The organism is Streptomyces aculeolatus, assembly GCF_020400605.1.
Classification (GTDB): domain Bacteria; phylum Actinomycetota; class Actinomycetes; order Streptomycetales; family Streptomycetaceae; genus Streptomyces; species Streptomyces aculeolatus.
The window spans coordinates 1-15,472 of the sequence record NZ_JAINRD010000022.1 but is presented as its reverse complement, the minus strand read 5'-3'; the positions used below and the strand labels follow the sequence as shown (position 1 = coordinate 15,472).

Genomic DNA, 15,472 nt, shown 5'->3' with positions numbered 1-15,472 from the left:
GGGCGGGCGGCGGGAGCGGTCGTACGCGGACCGTTGACGGCCCGTACCGCAGCCCTTACATTCCGGACGTCTGATGTCCGATGCCTCCGCCCCGACGTGGAGGTATCCCGTGCGAACCACTCTGTCCGCCAAGCTCGCCGCGCTCCTCGCGGCCGGCGCCGTCCTCGCCGGCGGCTTCGCCCCGGCCGCCGCCCGGGAGGGCCGCGACCCTGCGCCCGCGGCCCGCCCCGCGCTCTTCGAGACCACCGACCTGGCCGTCTCCGGCGAGGGCGCGCACACGTACCGCATCCCCGCCCTCGACGTGCTCCCCGACGGCACGCTCGTCGCCGCCTACGACCGCCGCAACGACAGCGCCGCCGACCTGCCAGGCGACCTCGACGTCATGGTCCGCCGGAGCACCGACAAGGGACGCACCTGGAGCGCCCCGCAGGTCGTCGCCGACTACGGCGGCGGGGTGGGCGCCGGCGACCCCAGCCTGGTCGTGGACCGCGACACCGGCCGCGTCTTCCTCTTCCACGCCTACGGCCCGAAGGGCATCGGCTTCGCCAACTCCGGCCCGGGCAACGCGAACGACTCCACCACGACCCTGCACGCCGACTACAGCTACTCCGACGACGGCGGCCGCACCTGGCGCCATCGCCGCATCACCGAGGACGTCAAGGACCCGTCCTGGCTCGGCATGTTCGCCTCCTCCGGCACCGGCATCCAGCTGTCCTCCGGCCGCCTGCTCCAGCAGTACGCGTACCGCGCGGCCGACGGCGGCATCTGGGCCGTCAGCGCGTACAGCGACGACCACGGCGCGACGTGGCGGGCGGGCGAGCCGGTCGGGCCGCTCATGGACGAGAACAAGACCGTCGAGCTGGCCGACGGGCGCGTCATGCTCAACAGCCGCACCGCGAGCGCCGACACGCGCCTGGTCGCGTACTCCGACGACGGCGGCGTCACCTACGGCACACCGGTAGCCGACGACGAGCTGATCGACCCGACGAACAACGCGGCCATCCTGCGCTACGACGCGGACGCCCCGCGCACCGCGCCGCGGTCGCACTGGCTGCTGTTCAGCAACACGGCGAGCACCACCGCCCGGCGCAACCTCACCGTGCGGATGTCCTGCGACGACGGGCGCAGCTGGCCCGTGGCGCGGGTCGTGGAGCCCGGTGAGGCCGCGTACTCCACCCTGGCCCGGCTGAACGACGGGACCTTCGGACTGCTCTACGAGAGCGGCCCGTACCGCACGATCACCTTCGCCCGCTTCGACGACGCCTGGCTCGGCGCCGACTGCCCCGAGCGGCAGCTGACGCCCTGACGCCCGCCGCGCGGCCGGCGGGGGCGGGCGGCGCCGCGGGTCAGCGGGCCGTCGCGCGCCCGCCGTTCCCGCCGCCGCCGTCGCGCCCGGCGGCGAGGCGGCGGCGTACGGGCGCGTAGTGCGCCGCGACGGCCCGGGCGAAGGCGGCCGGGTCGCCGTGGCGCGCGGCGTGCACGATGCTCGCGTGCGCCGCCGTCGTCTCCGCGCGGTCCTCGCCCGTGGCCATCTGCAACTGCGGGGCGACGATGGCGTACACGTCCCAGAACGCCATCGAGAGCTGGCCCATCAGCTCGTTGCCCAGCGGCTCGACCAGCAGCGCGTGGAAGGCCCGGTCCGCCTCGACGAAGTCCTCCTCGGCGCCGCCGGCGTCCGCGCGCATCCGCTCCACGAGGGCGTCCAGCGCATCGAGGCGGTCGCCGTCGAGGCCTGCCACGATCCGCTCCGCCATGCCGCGCTCGAACAGCTCGCGCACGTCCACGAGGTCCGCCATCACGTGCACGTCGCTCTCCGGGCCGAGCAGCCCGCGGAACGCGAGGCTCTCCACGAGCGCCGACAGGCTCAGCCGGCCGACGTACGTGCCGTGCCCGTGCCGCACGTCGACGATGTCGAGGGCGTGGAGGGTCTTGACCGCCTCGCGGACGCTGGAGCGGCTGGCGCCCAGGGCGGCGCACAGGTCGCTCTCGGTGGGCAGCGGATCGCCGGGGCGCAGCTTGTTCGCGAGGATGTAGCGCTTGATGCCCTCGGTGACCTCCAGCCGCAGCAGGGACCGGCCGGTGCGCGCGTCGCCCGTACGGGCCCCGCTCGTCCCGGCATCCGCGGCACGGGCTTCGGTCATGCGCGTACTCCCGCCTCTTGACCCACTTCGACCCCCGGGCTACGGTCACACACTATCAGGCATCGGACATCAGACATCCGACCTCCTGTCTGCATCCTCTGCTCCATCTGCCCCTGTCCCCGCATCAGTTGACGTGCCGTACGTACCGGGAGGACGCGTGCCCAGCCGCAACCGAACCGCCGGCGGGCCGCGATGACCGTCGTCGCCGCCCTCGACATCGGCGGTACGAAGACCGCCGCCGCCCTGGTCGACGGCGACGGGCGGCTGCTGCACCGCCGCACCGTGCCCACGCCGGCCGCGGCCGGACCCGCGGCCGTCCTCGACGCCGCGGCCGCGGCCGTGGCCGAAGTCGCCGCGGCCGGCGGTCCGTACGCGGCCGCCGGCGCCGGCAGCGCGGGCGTGATCGACGCCGCCGCAGGCACCGTGCTCTCGGCCACCGCGGCGCTCCCCGGGTGGGCCGGCACCGCGCTCCGCGACGAACTGGGCCGCCGCCTCGGCGTACCCGTCGCCGTCGACAACGACGTCCACGCGCACGCGCTCGGCGAGGCCTGGCGGGGTGCGGCGGCCGGCCGCACGCACGTCCTCCTCGTCGCCGCGGGCACCGGCATCGGCGGCTCGCTGGTCCTCGGCGGCCGGGTCCACCGGGGCGCGCGCTCCGCGGCGGGCCACCTGGGGCACATGCCGGTGCCGGCCGCGACGGGCCGGCCGTGCACGTGCGGCGGTAGAGGGCACGCGGAGGGGGTGGCTGCGGGGCCGGCGATGGCGGCGGAGTACGCCCGCCGCACCGGAGAAGGCGGGTCCGCGGTGGGCGGCGGGCTGGCGGTGGTCGCGGAGCGGGCGGCGGCGGGCGACGCGGTGGCGGTGGCGGTACTGGAGGAGGGGGCGGTGGCGCTGGGCGAGGCCGTGGGGGGACTCGTCAACGCGCTGGACCCCGGACTCGTCCTCGTCACCGGCGGCGTCAGCCGCTGCGGACCGGCGTGGTGGCGGCCGCTGCGCGCGGCGATCGCCGCGACGACCCTGCCGATGCTGTCGGACGTCCCGGTCGTCCCGGGCGCGCTCGGGGAGGACGCGGCACTGCTGGGCGCCGCGGGGCTCGCGCTGCAGGTGATCGCGTGACGGCGCGTGCCGACGGGGCCGAGGGGACCGGCGGGGCCGGCAGGCCCGGCAGTCCGGGCGGACCCGGCGGCGGGCCGGGGGCGGCTCTCCTCGCCCGGCTGCGCGGGCGGCTCGTGGTGTCCTGCCAGGCGTACCCGGGCGAGCCGCTGCGCGACCCCGACGCCATGCGCCGCATGGCGCTGGCCGTACTCGACGGGGGCGCCGCCGGCATCCGCGCCCAGGGGCTCGCGGATCTGCGGGCGATCCGGGCGGCGACCGACGCGCCGCTGATCGGGCTCTGGAAGGACGGGGACGGCGGCGTCGTGATCACGCCCACGGCCGCGCACGCGCGGGCGGTGGCGGAGACCGGCGCGGACGTCGTCGCCGTCGACGCCACGGACCGGCCGCGCCCGGACGGCCGGGAGGTCGCGGAGTCGTTCGAGGCGGTGCGCCGGGCGGGCAGGCTCGTGATGGCCGACGTCTCGACGTACGAAGAGGGGCTGCGGGCGGCGGACCTGGGCGCCGACCTGATCGGCACCACCCTCTCCGGCTACACCGGCCGCTCCCCCGCCCCCGGCGGCGGCCCCGACCTCGACCTGGTCGAGCGGCTGGCGGCGGGGGTGCGGGTGCCGGTGCTGGCGGAGGGCCGGATCGGCACGCCGGCCGAGGCGGCGCAGGCGCTGGCGCGGGGCGCGTACGCCGTGGTCGTCGGCACGGCGATCACCCACCCGACGACCCTCACCCGGCACTTCGCCACCGCGCTCGCGCCCGCCCCCGGCGCGCCGCCTGACGAATGACCGACGACTCCTGACAGATAACAGATAACTGATAGCCGTCATCGTCAGCGAGACATCGCCACTGCCCGCCGCACCTGCGCCGGCCCTCGCGCGGGCGCCGGCACCGGCACCCGCGCCGAGGGCCCGCCGCCCCCTCCTCAGCCGTGGTACGTGATATAGCCGTTGCCGTCCCGGTCGTTGCGGCTCTTGGTGTACTTGTGCACGTCCGCGCGGCTGCCGCTCGACTTCACCAGGTAGATCGTGTCCTTGTCGTTGTTCCACATGAAGTTGCAGTTGTCGCGGTAGACGACGTTGTCCGCGTCGGAGTCGCGCCCGTTCCCGCCCCGCAGCTTCACCCCGTCGCCGGGCTGGAGGTAGTGGTTGGCGCGGAACTTGAAGCGGTTTCCGGCGGCGTCCTTGACGACCCATCCCTTCAGGTTCACCGTCCGGCTGGACGAGTAGTTCTTGATCGCGAGGTACTCCTTGTGCGTGTTCCCGCCGGAACACCTGTTGGAGTCCCGGCCCGGCGCGTCGTACTGGATGCCGCGGACCTTCAGCGGCGAGCTGTACTCGGCGGCCTGGGCCGGAGTGACGGCGAGCAGTGCCAGCGCGCCGCCTGCGGCGGCGATAGCGGTGAAGGTGACGGCTGTGTGGTTGCGCATGGTGCGAACCCCCCATGTCTCGATTCGGCAGGAGGTTATGCGCGTGGCGCCGCGTGGCGGGCGTGCCGAGAGGGCATCCGGAACAGGCCCTTCGGCCCTTGTGGCGTACGTCCTGACGCCGCCGCTACCCGGCGCCGGGTGCGGCCGCGTCCGGCGCGAAGACCGTCATCCAGTGCGGGCTCAGCCGGTAGAAGACGACCTCCTCGTCCCAGCGGAAGGCGTTCTCGCCGTAGACGTCCTTGAAGTACGCGAGGAGCTCCGGCCATTCGGGGTCGGGCTCCCCGTCCTCGGGGTTGAGGGTGACCGCGTCGCCGTGGGCGAAGACGCCGAGTTCCTCGCCGCGCATGTGCGCGGCGCTGGCCGCGGGGCGGGCGGCGAGGTGCCGGGCCTTGGCCGCGGTGCGGGCGGTGCCGAAGTACCAGGTGCCGTGGAGGAAGTGGCCGTCGACACCGCTGATGCGGGGTTCGCCCTTGGCGGTCACGGTCGACAGGGCGAGGGTGCAGATGCCGGTGAGGACCCGGGTGAGCTGTTCCGCGGTCAGGGTGCGGTCGGTCCTGATGATGGAGCGCAGGTGGCCGGTGGAGCGGGTCAGGGAGGTGTCGAGGAGTTCCTGGAGCCGGCGGAGTTCTTCGGGGGTTTCACGCATCCGGTCACGGTAGCGGGGGCGGGAGCCCGGGCCGGCGTCCGCCGGTCCCGGCGCGGGCTCGTCACATCGGGGTGTTGCGGCCGGTCAGATACATGACTGCGTGCGGGGAGAGGACCGGGGCGTTGACGAAGGAACAGGACTGGCTGGCGGAGCGCTTCGAGAGCGACCGGCCGCGGTTGCGCGCGGTGGCGTACCGGATGCTGGGTTCGGTCGCGGAGGCCGACGACGCCGTCCAGGAGGCGTGGATCCGGCTCAGCCGCTCGGATCTCGGCAAGGTGGAGAACCTGGGCGGCTGGGTCACGACGATCGTCGCCCGGGTGTCGCTGAACATGCTGAAGTCCCGCAAGTCGCGGTCGGAGTTGCTGGTGGACACGACGGAAGGGGACGGTCCGCGGGACGACGTGCCGCCGGACGATCCGGAGGAGGAGGCGGTCATCGCCGACTCGATCGGGTTGGCGCTGCTGGTGGTCCTCGACACGTTGACGCCGGCGGAGCGGCTGGCGTTCGTGCTGCACGACATGTTCGCGGTGCCCTTCGAGGAGATCGCGACGATAGTCGACCGGTCCCCCGCCGCGGCGCGGCAGCTCGCCAGCCGGGCGCGGCGCCGCGTGCGGCAGTCGACGCCGACGGAGCGGCGGGGGGAGACTTTCGGCGTGTACGACGCCGGGGGTTCTTTCGCGCCGGGGAAGTCGGATCTGGCGACGGCCTTTCTGGCGGCGTCCCGGGAGGGGAATTTCGAGGCGCTGCTGGCGATGCTGGATCCGGACATCGTGTTGCGTACGGATTCGGTGGCGGTGCGGATGAGTCTGGAGGCGGGGATGCGCGGGATGCAGCCGATCTCGGACGTGTCGGAGATCCGTGGTGCGGATGCGGTGACGCGCGTGTTCGCGGGGCGGACGTGGAATCCCACACCGGCGTGGATCGACGGTGCGGCGGGACTGGTGTGGCTCGTGCACGGGAAGCCTCATGTGGCGTTCTGTTTCTCGACGGAGAACGGCAGGATCACGGCGATCGACATCAAGGCGGATCTCAGCGGTCTCGGTATCGATTTCGGGTAGGCGTGCCCGGCCGCCCGGCTGGGCTGTAGCAGGAACCTGCTGGTGACGGCGCCTGTCGGCGGTCGCATCCGGGACCTAGGGTGTGCGCATGGACGAATCTACCGATCTCACCGAGCAGTTGATTGATTTATCGGTCGGCTATCTGCGGTCCGCCGCGCTGCACGCGGCGGCGCACTGGCGGATCGCGGATCTGCTGGCCGACGGTCCGCGCAGTGCGGACGACCTGGCCGCGGAGGCGGGGCTGGACGCCTCGCATCTGGCGCGGGTGCTGCGCTATCTGGCGGCGCACGGGGTTTTCCGGCAGGAGGACGACGGCCGGTTCGCGCTGACGCCGCTTGCGGGGTTGCTGCGTGACGATGTGCCGGGGTCGATGCGCGCCTACGTGGATGTGCACGGCCACGACATCTTCCTGCGGTCGGCGGCGGGGCTCATCGACGCGTTGCGTACGGGTGGGAATCCTTTCGAGGCCGCTTTCGGCATGCCCTTCTACCAGTATCTGTTCGCGAATCGCGAGCTGGGCATGAAGTTCGACACGAGTATGGCGTCGTTCTCGGAGCGGTTGAGCGATCAGGTGGCCGCGGCGTACGACTTCGGTTCTGCGCGCAGGGTGGTGGACGTCGGCGGTGGCCGCGGCGGGCAGTTGCGTGCCATTCTGCGGCGCAATCCGCATCTTGAGGGCACGCTGATGGATCTCGAACCGGTGGTGGCCGGGCATGTGCTGGACGAGCCGGAGCTGTCGGGCCGGTGGAGTGCGGTGGGCGGCGACTTCTTCTCCGCGGTGCCGGAGGGCGGGGACGTCTACATCCTGAAGCATGTGCTGGCGAGCTGGCCGGACGAGAAGTGTGTGGAGATCCTGGAGATGTGCCGGCGCGCCATGCCGGACGACGGCCGGCTGCTCATGGTCAACGCGCTGGTGCCGGAGGGCAACGAGCCGCATCCGAGCAAGACCGTGGACATGACGATGCTGACCGTGCTGAACGGCAAGGGCCGGACGCAGGCGGAGTACGAGGAACTGATGCGCAAGGCGGGGCTGGCGTCGTCCCGGGTGCTGCACGTCTCGCCGCACGCCGCGATCATCGAGGCGGCGAAGGGCTGAGGCCGGGCTGGTCGCGCGGAGCCGGACGCGGCGCGGGCGGCCGGCGGCCCGGAGGGATCCGGGGCGCCGGCCGCCCGCGCCGTTCGCGCTGGCGGCCCGGCCGGGCGAGCGCCTGTTCCCCGTCGTACGGGCATGGCGGCCGCGGGCGTGCACCGGCGGCCGCCTGCCGTGCGGGCTACGGCTGGAGGCGGACGGAGGTCCAGCCGTCGCCGTCGCGGTCGTAGCGCAGCCGCAGGTGGAGCCGGTCGGGGCGGTGGGCCCAGAACTCGACGTCGTGGGGCTGCAGCCGGTAGCCGTAGAAGCGCTCGGGGCGGTCGAGGGGCTTGCCGTCCGCGCCGAGGCGTTCGGCCTCGGCGCGCAGCGCCGCCGGGTCGGCGAGCGGTTCGCTCTGCCGGGATGCCGCGGTCATGGCGTGCAGCGGGACGGGCCGGGACTGCCACAGGGAGTCGGACTCGGTGACGGGCACGGGTTCGACGGGGCCGGAGATCTTGATCTGCTGGCCGGTCTCGCGCCAGTAGAGCACTCCGGCGGCCCAGTTGTTCTCCTCGATCTCGCGGCCCTTGCGGCTGGTGGCGTGGCTGGTGAACAGGACGCCGCGCTCGTCGACGGCGCTGACGAGGACGATGCGTGCGGAGGGCCGGCCGCGCTTGTCGGCGGTGGCCAGGGCGAGTGCCCTGGGTTCGCGGACGTCGAGTTCCGTGGCGCGGTCGAGCCAGCGCTGGAGGAGGCCCACGGGGTCGGCGGGCGGTTCGTCGTACTCGGGGAAGTCCGGGTCGTTCTCGACGGTGAGGCTTTCGAACCGGCTGGTGTGCATCTCGTGCCTTTCTGCGGTGGCCGCCCGCCGGGCGACCTGGGTCTAGAGGAAGAGGGTGCCGCGGCCCACGGTGACACCGTTGCCGCCGACGTGGACGGAGTTGATCCGGTCGCCGTGGCCGTCGGCGGTGGCGAGCATCAGGGAGGGCCGGCCCATTTCGACGCCCTGGAGTATTTCGACCTGTTCGCCGTAGGCGGCCAGTCCGTGCCGGGCGAGGTGGATGGCGAGGGGGCCGGCGGCCGAGCCGGTGGCGGCGTCCTCGACGACGCCGTACGCGGGTGAGAACATCCGGGCGCGCCACTGCCGGCCCTGTCCTGCGAAGCAGTTGGCGGCCATGTCGGGGAACGCGGAGAGCGCCCGGTGGTCGGGGCGCAGCGCGGAGAGCGCGGGGACGCTCTCGAGGCCGACGAAGACGTGCCGGGGGCCGTTGCGGTAGACCTCGACGGGGGCGACGGAGGTGTCGGCGCCGAGGGCGGCGAGGAGTTCTTCGGCCTCGGCGTAGGGCTCCCACACGGGGTGGGGCTGGCGCATGCCGACCTTGACGGCGCCTTCGTCGTCGGTGAGCTGGACGGGGATGACGCCCATGGCGGTTTCGAGGCGCAGGTCGTCCTGTTTGCGGGTCTCGCCGAGGGCGACGGCGGTGCCGAGCAGGGGGTGTCCGGCGAAGGGCAGTTCGTTGACGGGGGTGAAGATGCGGATGCGGGCGTCGCCGCCTTCGGCGGGAGGCAGGACGAAGGTGGTCTCGGAGAGGTTCATCTCGCGGGCGATGCGCTGCATGAGGTCGGGGGTGAGTTCCCTGGCGTCGAGGAACACGGCGACGGGGTTGCCGTTCAGCGGCCTGCGGGAGAAGGCGTCCACCAGCATGTAGTCGAGTTCGGGCATGTACGGCACTCCTGACGGGCGGATACGGGTTCGTCGGTGGGCCTCGCTGTCGGGGTCGGTGCGGTGTGTGGGGTGCCTCACCTGCCGGTCACGTGGCGGAGGGCGTCGCCGATGAGGCGGGGGCCGTCGACGGTGAGGACGGATTCGGCGTGGAACTGGAAGGACGCGAAGCGGGGGCCGCGCAGTGCGTCGATCTGGCCGGTGGCGGAGTCACGGCTGACGCGGACTTCGCCGGTGCCGGGGATGTCGAGGTCGTCGGCGGGGCTGACGGCGGCGAAGGTGTTGTAGTAGCCGACGTGTTCGCGGTGGCCGAAGAGGTCGATGGCGCGTTGGACGCCCTGGTTGGGCCGGCTGCGGCGGACCAGGTCGAGGCCGAGGCGGAGGCTGAGTACCTGGTGGCTGAGGCAGACGGCGAGGAACGGGGTGCGGTGGTGGAGCAGTCCCGCGACGGCGGTGTCGAGGGCGGTGATCTTCGGGTCGGCGGTGGCGCGGGGGTCGCCGGGTCCCGGGCCCATGACGACGAGGTCGTAGCCGTCGACGGCGTAGGGCTCGTCGAAGCGGCGTACTTCGGCGGTGGGGCCGAGGGCTTCGAGCTGCTGGACCATCATGGCGGTGAAGGTGTCCTCGGCGTCGACGACGAGGACCTTCAGTCCCTCCAGTGCGGGTACGGCCGGGGGGCGGGCGGCGGTGTCGGCGAGCCAGAAGTCGGCGATGCCGGTGTTGCGGCCGCGCAGTACGTCGCGGATGGCGGGGTGGTCGGCGAACCGGGGGGCGTCCGACGGGGGCGTGACCTGTTCCGCGGCGCCGTCCGCGCCGAGGGCGTCGAGCAGGGCGGCGGCCTTGGCGCGGGTCTCCGCCGATTCGCCGTCGGGGGACGAGTGGCGTACGAGGGTGGCGCCGACCGAGAGGGAGAGGCGGCCGTCGTCGGCGATGTCGGCGGTGCGGATGAGGATGGCCGAGTCGAGGGTGCGGCTGCCGGTGGGTTCGTCGCTGACGAGTGCGGCGATGCCGCTGTAGTAGCCGCGGCCGTCCGGTTCGTGGCGGGCGATGACGCGGGCGGCGCTCTCGACGGGGCTGCCGGTGACGGTGGGGGCGAAGAGTGTTTCGCGCAGGACGTCGCGGACGTCGCGTGCGGTGTGGCCCTCGATGAAGTACTCGGTGTGGGCGAGCCGCGCCATCTCCTTCAGCGCGGGGCCGGTGACCCGGCCGCCGGCGGGGCAGATGCGGGACATCATCTTCAGTTCCTCGTCGAGCACCATGTACAGCTCGTCGGTCTCCTTGCGGTCGCGCAGGAAGGCGGTGAGGCCGTCGAGGGTGGGGCCGCCGGCGGGGTAGCGGTAGGTGCCGCTGATGGGGTTCATCACGGCGCGGCCCTCGTGGACGGAGAGGTGCCGTTCCGGGGTGGCGCCGACGAAGGTGCGGCCGTCGGCGTGGATGGCGAACGTCCAGTAGGCGCTGGGTTCGAGCGCGATCAGGCGGCGGAAGACGGTCAGGGCGGCGCGGGCGGGGTCGCCGCCGACGTCGGCGAGGAGGGTGCGTTTGATGACGAAGTTGGCGCCTTCGCCGGTGCCGATCTCGTCGGTCACGACGCGCCGTACGACGTCGGCGTACTCGTCGTCGGAGAGGTCGAAGCGGTGGCCGGTGAGGGCGGCGGGCGTGTCGGGGAGCCGGGCGAGGGTGTCGGCGAGGGGTACGGCGGCCTGTTCCGTGATGTTCATGGCGATGAGGGGCGCGCCGTCGTCGGGGGCGGCGAAGCCGCGTTCGGTGAGCTGGCGGTAGGGCACGACGAGGAGCGTGCGGTGGGCGGTGGCGGCGGGCGGGGCCGCGGGGTCGGGCAGGGGGAGGCCGGCGAGGGCGGGGGGGTGGGTGACGTCGCCGAGGAGTACGTCGACGGTGCCGGGGGTGCCGCTCTCGGGGCGGTGGAGGAGGGCGTAGGCGGGCGGCGGGGGGCCGGTCAGGAGCCGGTCGAGGAGTGCGGTGCCGGGGCCGGCGGGGTCCGGGTGGGGGCCGGCCGGGGTGGTCATGCGAAGATCTCCGCGCTCGGGAGGACCATGCCGCAGCGCTTGGCCACGTAGTCGACGGTCATGCGGTGCTCTGCGGCGCCGAAGTCGGCGACGGCGTCGGCGGCGAGGAACACCTGGATGTCGTGGGTGAAGGCGTCCACGGCGGTGGCGAGCACGCCGACGTGGGCGTAGACGCCGCAGAGGACGAGCTGGTCGCGGCCTTCGGCGCGCAGCCTGTCGAGGAGTCCGGAGTTGAAGAAGGCGCTGTAGCGCCATTTGGTGAGCAGCCAGTCGCCTTCGGCGGGGGCGAGTTCGGGGACGACTTCGCGGTCCTCGGGCGCGGTGCGCATGCCGGGGCCCCAGAAGTCGACGAGGAGGCCGCGTTCTTCGGGTGTCATGCCGCCGGGCTGTGCGGAGTAGGCGACGGGGACGCCGAGTTCGGCGGCGCGCTTGCGCAGCAGCGCGGCGTTGTGGACGAGCTGGGAGCGCAGCGGCTCGGGGATGGGGCGCAGGAAGAAGCGCTGCATGTCGTGGACGACGAGCGCGGCGCGGGCGGGGTCGGGGGTCCACGCCGCCAGGTTGGCCGGCAGGGTCTCTGCCGTCGGCAGCTCGTACGGGTCGATGGCGGGTATGCCGACCACGGTGGGGCTCCTTTCAGGGTGCGGTGGTGTGCGCGGGGTGGTGGGGCCGGGCCGCGCGGCCCGGGGTCCGGGGTGCCGGGTGCCCGGTGTCGCCGTCAGCGGGTGCGGGCCCAGGCGGCGACGAGCCGGTGGGCCTGGCCCGGGTTGAGCCGGGGGTCGCAGAAGGTGGTGCGGCGGCGGGCGGAGCCGATCGCGGCGATGTCGGTGGCGCATTCGGTGACCTGGTCCGGGGTGGTTTCCAGGTGGAGGCCGCCGTTGGTGCCGCCGGTGGTGTCGAGGACGGCGCAGAAGCCGTGGATCTCGGCGAGCATGGTGCCCATCAGGCGGGTCTTCTGCCCGTCGGGACCGGTGATCGTGTTGCCGTGCATGGGGTCGCAGATCCATACGGCCGGGTGTCCGGCTGCCCGGACGGCCCGGACGAGGGCGGGCAGGCGGCTGGTGACGAAGCCGGCGCCCATGCGGGCGATGAGTACGAGGCGGCCCGGGCTGCGTTCGGGGTCCAGGCGGGCGGCGAGTTCGGTGATGTCGTCGGCGGTGGTGCCGGAGCCGATCTTGCACGCCACGGGGTTGGCGACGTCGGCCAGGAGTCCGACGTGGGCGCCGCCGGGCTGGCGGGTGCGTTCGCCGACCCACGGCAGGTGCGCGGTGGCGAGGTACTGCCCGCCGGTCGCGGTGGGGCGCAGCATCGGGGTCTCGTAGTCGAGGAGGAGCGCCTCGTGGCTGATCCAGATCCGTTCGGCGTCGGCGCGGCCGGCGTTGACGGTGTCGAGGGTGCGGACGACGTCCTGGGCGGCGGCGAAGCAGGTGAGGATGCGCGACGGGTCGGGGCGGCGGGCGCGGGCGTCGGGCTCGGGGGCGTTGACCATGTGGCCCCGGTAGACGGGCAGGGTGGTGTCGCCGACCTGCTCGACGGGCTTGGAGCGGGGTTTGGCGAACTGTCCGGCGATGCGGCCGATGCGCAGGGCGGGGCGGCCGGTGATGTCGGCCGCGGTGCCGGCGAGGGCGTCGAGGAGGGCGCTCTTGCGCCGTACGTGGTACGGGGTGGATTCCGCCGGGTCCTCGGCGCAGTCGCCGGCCTGGATGAGGTGGGCGCGTCCCTCGGCGACTTCGGCGAGGGCGCGCCGCAGCCGCGCCGCGTCGTCGTCGCTGACGAGTGGCGGCGCGGCGGCGAGGGCCTCGCGCACCCGTCGCACCTGGCCGGTGTCCTCCCACACGGGTTGCTGGAGTGCGGGTCTCGCGTGTAAGTCCTGGACTGAGCTAGGCACGTTGTCCCCCTGCGGTGTGCTGTCGAGGTGCGCGGACGGTGGGCCGGAAGCGGTCAGGTCGGGATGCCTTCGCGGCGTACCGAGGGCACCTCGATGCCCAGGGCGCGGAACTGCTGGCAGGGGTTCATGAACTCGCGCTGCTGCTTGATCTTTCCGTCCTCGAAGAGGAAGGAGTGGAGGAAGTGGTTGCGGTAGTGGCCGGGTTCGTAGCCGGGAAAGAGGATCTTGCCTTCGCCGTCGCACTCCACCCAGAAGCGGTTGGGGTCCTGGGTGTCGAATATCTCGATGTTGATCCAGGCCCAGTCGGGGAAGCACTTCAGGGACCAGACGGCGTGCTCGCCGAGGGTGTCGCGGCCGCTGATGACGATGGGCTCGCCGGTTTCGGTGGTCCACAGGCCGCCGGTGCCGTCCTCGGTGAACAGCAGGTGCCGCTCCAGGCGGTCCTGCCCGCGGCAGTGCATGTACTTGTCGACGATGGCGCGGTTGTGGTCGCGCACCTCTTTGTCACTGGGCATTAGTGGTCTCGCTTTCCTTTACTCGGGTGGCGGGTTGGCAGGACACGCGCCGTACGGACTCCGTCGTCCTGAATACGGTCGCTGCGGCCGGTCGCACGGGTTTCGAAGGCGATTCCGGTTCCGGCCGGTTCCGCGCAATTCCGTGGCCGGTGAATTGCATGGCCGTGTACGGCTCAGCCGGTCCGGGTGTAATTCCAGACCCGTCTTGGCGCGCCGCAGGCAAACCGTGGCTCCGGCCGCGTACTCGGGATGCGGAAGTTCCGCACCGGAGGTGCGGCCACGGTGGAAGATCGGATGGAAACGCGCACTACCGTGACGAGCCTCCTTCCGCCTTGTACAGATCCGGACCTGCCCTTGCACCATATCTGTCGGCAGGGTCCTTTCAACACGAGTGAGGGGCTTGGCACGGACGCCTGGCAAGGTATTGCCATTCTGTTTCCGGTCGTCTGTGCAATACATCGCGCCGGTGTTGCGGAGGGGAATGTGTGCCTCATGAAGTGGGGGTGAAAACGGCCGCACTTCATGAGGTGCAGGTCACCGGGCGGGCTCGGGCGGGCATTTGCCGGCGTGTGCGGCGCGGTGCGCGCCGAAGGCGGGTGCGCGGGGCGTGCGGTGGGGGCGGGTGCGTGGGGTGGGGGTGCGGGGGCGGGGCGTGCGGGGCGTGCCGGGGCCGGGGGCGGTCTTGCGCTTCGCCGCCGGGTGCCTAAGACTCCCCTACGACGTGTCAGGGGCACGGCAAAAGTCGCGCCGCTGACGGTGTCTCACGGGCTCGTCACCACGAGTCCTGGTTCCCCCAAACCAGAGGAGACATCTGTGAAGATGCATCGCACCACCCCCACCGGGGCTTCCCGCGGCAGACTGCGGCTGATCACCGCGACCGCCGGCCTCGCCGCCGTGGCAGCGCTCGCGCTGCCCGCGGGTGCGAACGCACAGGAAGCCTCATCGTTCAGCGCGGCAGAGCTCCGGTCCGTCGACCTCGCGGTCGGCGAAGCGGACGTCGCGGGCAGCGCCTGGTACGTCGACCGCGCCAGCGACACCGTCGTGGTCACGGTCGACAGCACCGTCTCCCAGGCCGAGGTGGACCGGATCACCGAGGCGGCCGGCGACAATGCCGGCGCCGTGGACGTCCAGCGCACCAACGGCAAGTTCACCAAGTACATCGCCGGCGGTGAAGCCATCACCACCGGCGGCGCCCGCTGCTCCCTCGGCTTCAACGTCGCGGGCGCGGACGGCACCAGGTACGCGCTGACCGCCGGCCACTGCACCAACATCGGCAGCTCGTGGAGCATCGGCACCACGGCGGGCACCAGCTTCCCGACGAACGACTACGGCATCATCCGGCACTCCAACCCGTCCGCGGCGGACGGCCGGGTCTCGCTGTACAACGGGCAGTACCAGGACATCACCAGCGCCGCCGACCCGCAGGTCGGCCAGTCCGTCCAGCGCAGCGGCAGCACCACCGGGCTGCACGGCGGGTCCGTCACGGGCCTGAACGCCACCGTCAACTACGGCGGCGGCGACATCGTGTACGGCATGATCCAGACGAACGTCTGCGCCGAGCCCGGCGACAGCGGCGGGGCCCTCTTCACCGGCAGCACCGCGGTCGGCCTGACCTCCGGCGGCAGCGGCAACTGCTCCTCCGGCGGCACGACGTTCTACCAGCCGGTCGTCGAGGCCCTGAACGCCTACGACGTCGACGTCCTGTAGAACCGGCGCAGCACACGCGACACGGCACTTCGCCCCGGCCGGCACCCGCCGGCCGGGGTTCGCGCGTTCCCGGGGCCGGTCCGTACCGCACCGCACCGGAGGAGCCCCTCCCGACGCGCCGGGGGGGGGGGCCCCCCCACGGGGGGCGCCCCCCCCCCCCCCCCCGCCGCG

The 15,472-nt window shown here is 73.0% G+C and carries 15 protein-coding genes; 6 read left to right on the top strand and 9 right to left on the bottom strand.

The window, feature by feature from the left end:
- Window positions 1-109: 109 nt before the first annotated feature.
- On the top strand, window positions 110-1,306 hold the full coding sequence (locus LG396_RS29295; protein ID WP_225797077.1) for a sialidase family protein: 1,197 nt from the start codon (window positions 110-112) through the stop codon (window positions 1,304-1,306).
- Between the two features lie 40 nt (window positions 1,307-1,346).
- Here LG396_RS29295 and LG396_RS29290 read toward each other — a convergent pair whose 3' ends face one another.
- Entirely contained in the window at window positions 1,347-2,141 is a 795-nt protein-coding gene (locus LG396_RS29290; RefSeq protein ID WP_225797076.1) for a FadR/GntR family transcriptional regulator, read from the bottom strand.
- Between the two features lie 192 nt (window positions 2,142-2,333).
- On the opposite strand from LG396_RS29290, the gene LG396_RS29285 reads away from it, so the two are divergent.
- Window positions 2,334-3,257 carry an ROK family protein gene (locus LG396_RS29285; RefSeq protein WP_225797075.1) on the top strand — a complete coding sequence of 308 codons (924 nt, stop codon included), beginning with the start codon at window positions 2,334-2,336 and terminating at the stop codon, window positions 3,255-3,257.
- Complete coding sequence (locus tag LG396_RS29280) at window positions 3,254-4,033, top strand: N-acetylmannosamine-6-phosphate 2-epimerase (protein ID WP_225797074.1); 780 nt, start codon at window positions 3,254-3,256, stop codon at window positions 4,031-4,033. The genes LG396_RS29285 and LG396_RS29280 overlap by 4 nt, the downstream gene beginning before the upstream one ends.
- Before the next feature lie 137 nt (window positions 4,034-4,170).
- Here the strand turns inward: LG396_RS29280 and LG396_RS29275 are convergent, their stop codons facing one another.
- Both LG396_RS29275 and LG396_RS29270 read right to left on the bottom strand, forming a co-directional pair.
- The gene (locus LG396_RS29275) at window positions 4,171-4,674 is read right to left on the bottom strand and encodes a lamin tail domain-containing protein (protein ID WP_225797073.1); all 504 of its coding nucleotides are present in this window, start codon (window positions 4,672-4,674) and stop codon (window positions 4,171-4,173) included.
- 124 nt (window positions 4,675-4,798) lie between these two features.
- Window positions 4,799-5,320: a pyridoxamine 5'-phosphate oxidase family protein gene (locus LG396_RS29270; RefSeq protein ID WP_225797072.1), complete on the bottom strand. Its 522-nt coding sequence runs from the start codon at window positions 5,318-5,320 to the stop codon at window positions 4,799-4,801.
- Between the two features lie 92 nt (window positions 5,321-5,412).
- Between LG396_RS29270 and LG396_RS29265 the strand changes: the two genes are divergently transcribed.
- Together LG396_RS29265 and LG396_RS29260 are read left to right on the top strand one after the other, a co-directional pair.
- The gene (locus LG396_RS29265; RefSeq protein ID WP_225797071.1) at window positions 5,413-6,378 is read left to right on the top strand and encodes a sigma-70 family RNA polymerase sigma factor; all 966 of its coding nucleotides are present in this window, start codon (window positions 5,413-5,415) and stop codon (window positions 6,376-6,378) included.
- Window positions 6,379-6,466: 88 nt separating this feature from the next.
- Window positions 6,467-7,474 (top strand): methyltransferase, encoded by a 1,008-nt coding sequence (locus tag LG396_RS29260; protein ID WP_018837182.1) that lies wholly within the window; start codon window positions 6,467-6,469, stop codon window positions 7,472-7,474.
- A 175-nt stretch (window positions 7,475-7,649) separates the two neighbouring features.
- On the opposite strand, the gene phzG is transcribed toward LG396_RS29260, so the two are convergent.
- The 6 genes from phzG to LG396_RS29230 form a co-directional block, all read right to left on the bottom strand.
- On the bottom strand, window positions 7,650-8,288 hold the full coding sequence (gene phzG, locus LG396_RS29255) for a phenazine biosynthesis FMN-dependent oxidase PhzG (RefSeq protein ID WP_018837181.1): 639 nt from the start codon (window positions 8,286-8,288) through the stop codon (window positions 7,650-7,652).
- Between the two features lie 42 nt (window positions 8,289-8,330).
- On the bottom strand, window positions 8,331-9,170 hold the full coding sequence (locus LG396_RS29250; protein ID WP_018837180.1) for a PhzF family phenazine biosynthesis protein: 840 nt from the start codon (window positions 9,168-9,170) through the stop codon (window positions 8,331-8,333).
- A gap of 77 nt (window positions 9,171-9,247) precedes the next feature.
- A complete protein-coding gene (locus LG396_RS29245) occupies window positions 9,248-11,194 on the bottom strand; it encodes an anthranilate synthase family protein (protein ID WP_225797070.1) in 1,947 nt (648 codons plus the stop codon).
- Complete coding sequence (locus tag LG396_RS29240; RefSeq protein ID WP_100301561.1) at window positions 11,191-11,814, bottom strand: isochorismatase family protein; 624 nt, start codon at window positions 11,812-11,814, stop codon at window positions 11,191-11,193. Before LG396_RS29240 ends, LG396_RS29245 begins: the two co-directional genes overlap by 4 nt.
- 95 nt (window positions 11,815-11,909) lie before the next feature.
- Window positions 11,910-13,079, bottom strand: a complete 1,170-nt coding sequence (locus LG396_RS29235) for a 3-deoxy-7-phosphoheptulonate synthase (RefSeq protein ID WP_130457512.1) — start codon at window positions 13,077-13,079, stop codon at window positions 11,910-11,912.
- Between the two features lie 53 nt (window positions 13,080-13,132).
- Window positions 13,133-13,594: a PhzA/PhzB family protein gene (locus LG396_RS29230; protein ID WP_026276341.1), complete on the bottom strand. Its 462-nt coding sequence runs from the start codon at window positions 13,592-13,594 to the stop codon at window positions 13,133-13,135.
- 813 nt (window positions 13,595-14,407) lie between these two features.
- On the opposite strand from LG396_RS29230, the gene LG396_RS29225 reads away from it, so the two are divergent.
- Complete coding sequence (locus tag LG396_RS29225) at window positions 14,408-15,301, top strand: S1 family peptidase (RefSeq protein WP_018837175.1); 894 nt, start codon at window positions 14,408-14,410, stop codon at window positions 15,299-15,301.
- The last annotated feature ends 171 nt before the right edge of the window (window positions 15,302-15,472 follow it).

Coding starts and splice junctions, on each gene's coding strand:
- LG396_RS29285 (WP_225797075.1), top strand. CDS start 2,334: ATGACCGTCGTCGCCGCCCTCGACATCGGCGGTACGAAGACCGCCGCC.
- LG396_RS29290 (WP_225797076.1), bottom strand. CDS start 2,141: ATGACCGAAGCCCGTGCCGCGGATGCCGGGACGAGCGGGGCCCGTACG.
- phzG (WP_018837181.1), bottom strand. CDS start 8,288: ATGCACACCAGCCGGTTCGAAAGCCTCACCGTCGAGAACGACCCGGAC.
- LG396_RS29265 (WP_225797071.1), top strand. CDS start 5,413: ATGACTGCGTGCGGGGAGAGGACCGGGGCGTTGACGAAGGAACAGGAC.
- LG396_RS29275 (WP_225797073.1), bottom strand. CDS start 4,674: ATGCGCAACCACACAGCCGTCACCTTCACCGCTATCGCCGCCGCAGGC.
- LG396_RS29230 (WP_026276341.1), bottom strand. CDS start 13,594: ATGCCCAGTGACAAAGAGGTGCGCGACCACAACCGCGCCATCGTCGAC.
- LG396_RS29270 (WP_225797072.1), bottom strand. CDS start 5,320: ATGCGTGAAACCCCCGAAGAACTCCGCCGGCTCCAGGAACTCCTCGAC.
- LG396_RS29260 (WP_018837182.1), top strand. CDS start 6,467: ATGGACGAATCTACCGATCTCACCGAGCAGTTGATTGATTTATCGGTC.
- LG396_RS29250 (WP_018837180.1), bottom strand. CDS start 9,170: ATGCCCGAACTCGACTACATGCTGGTGGACGCCTTCTCCCGCAGGCCG.
- LG396_RS29245 (WP_225797070.1), bottom strand. CDS start 11,194: ATGACCACCCCGGCCGGCCCCCACCCGGACCCCGCCGGCCCCGGCACC.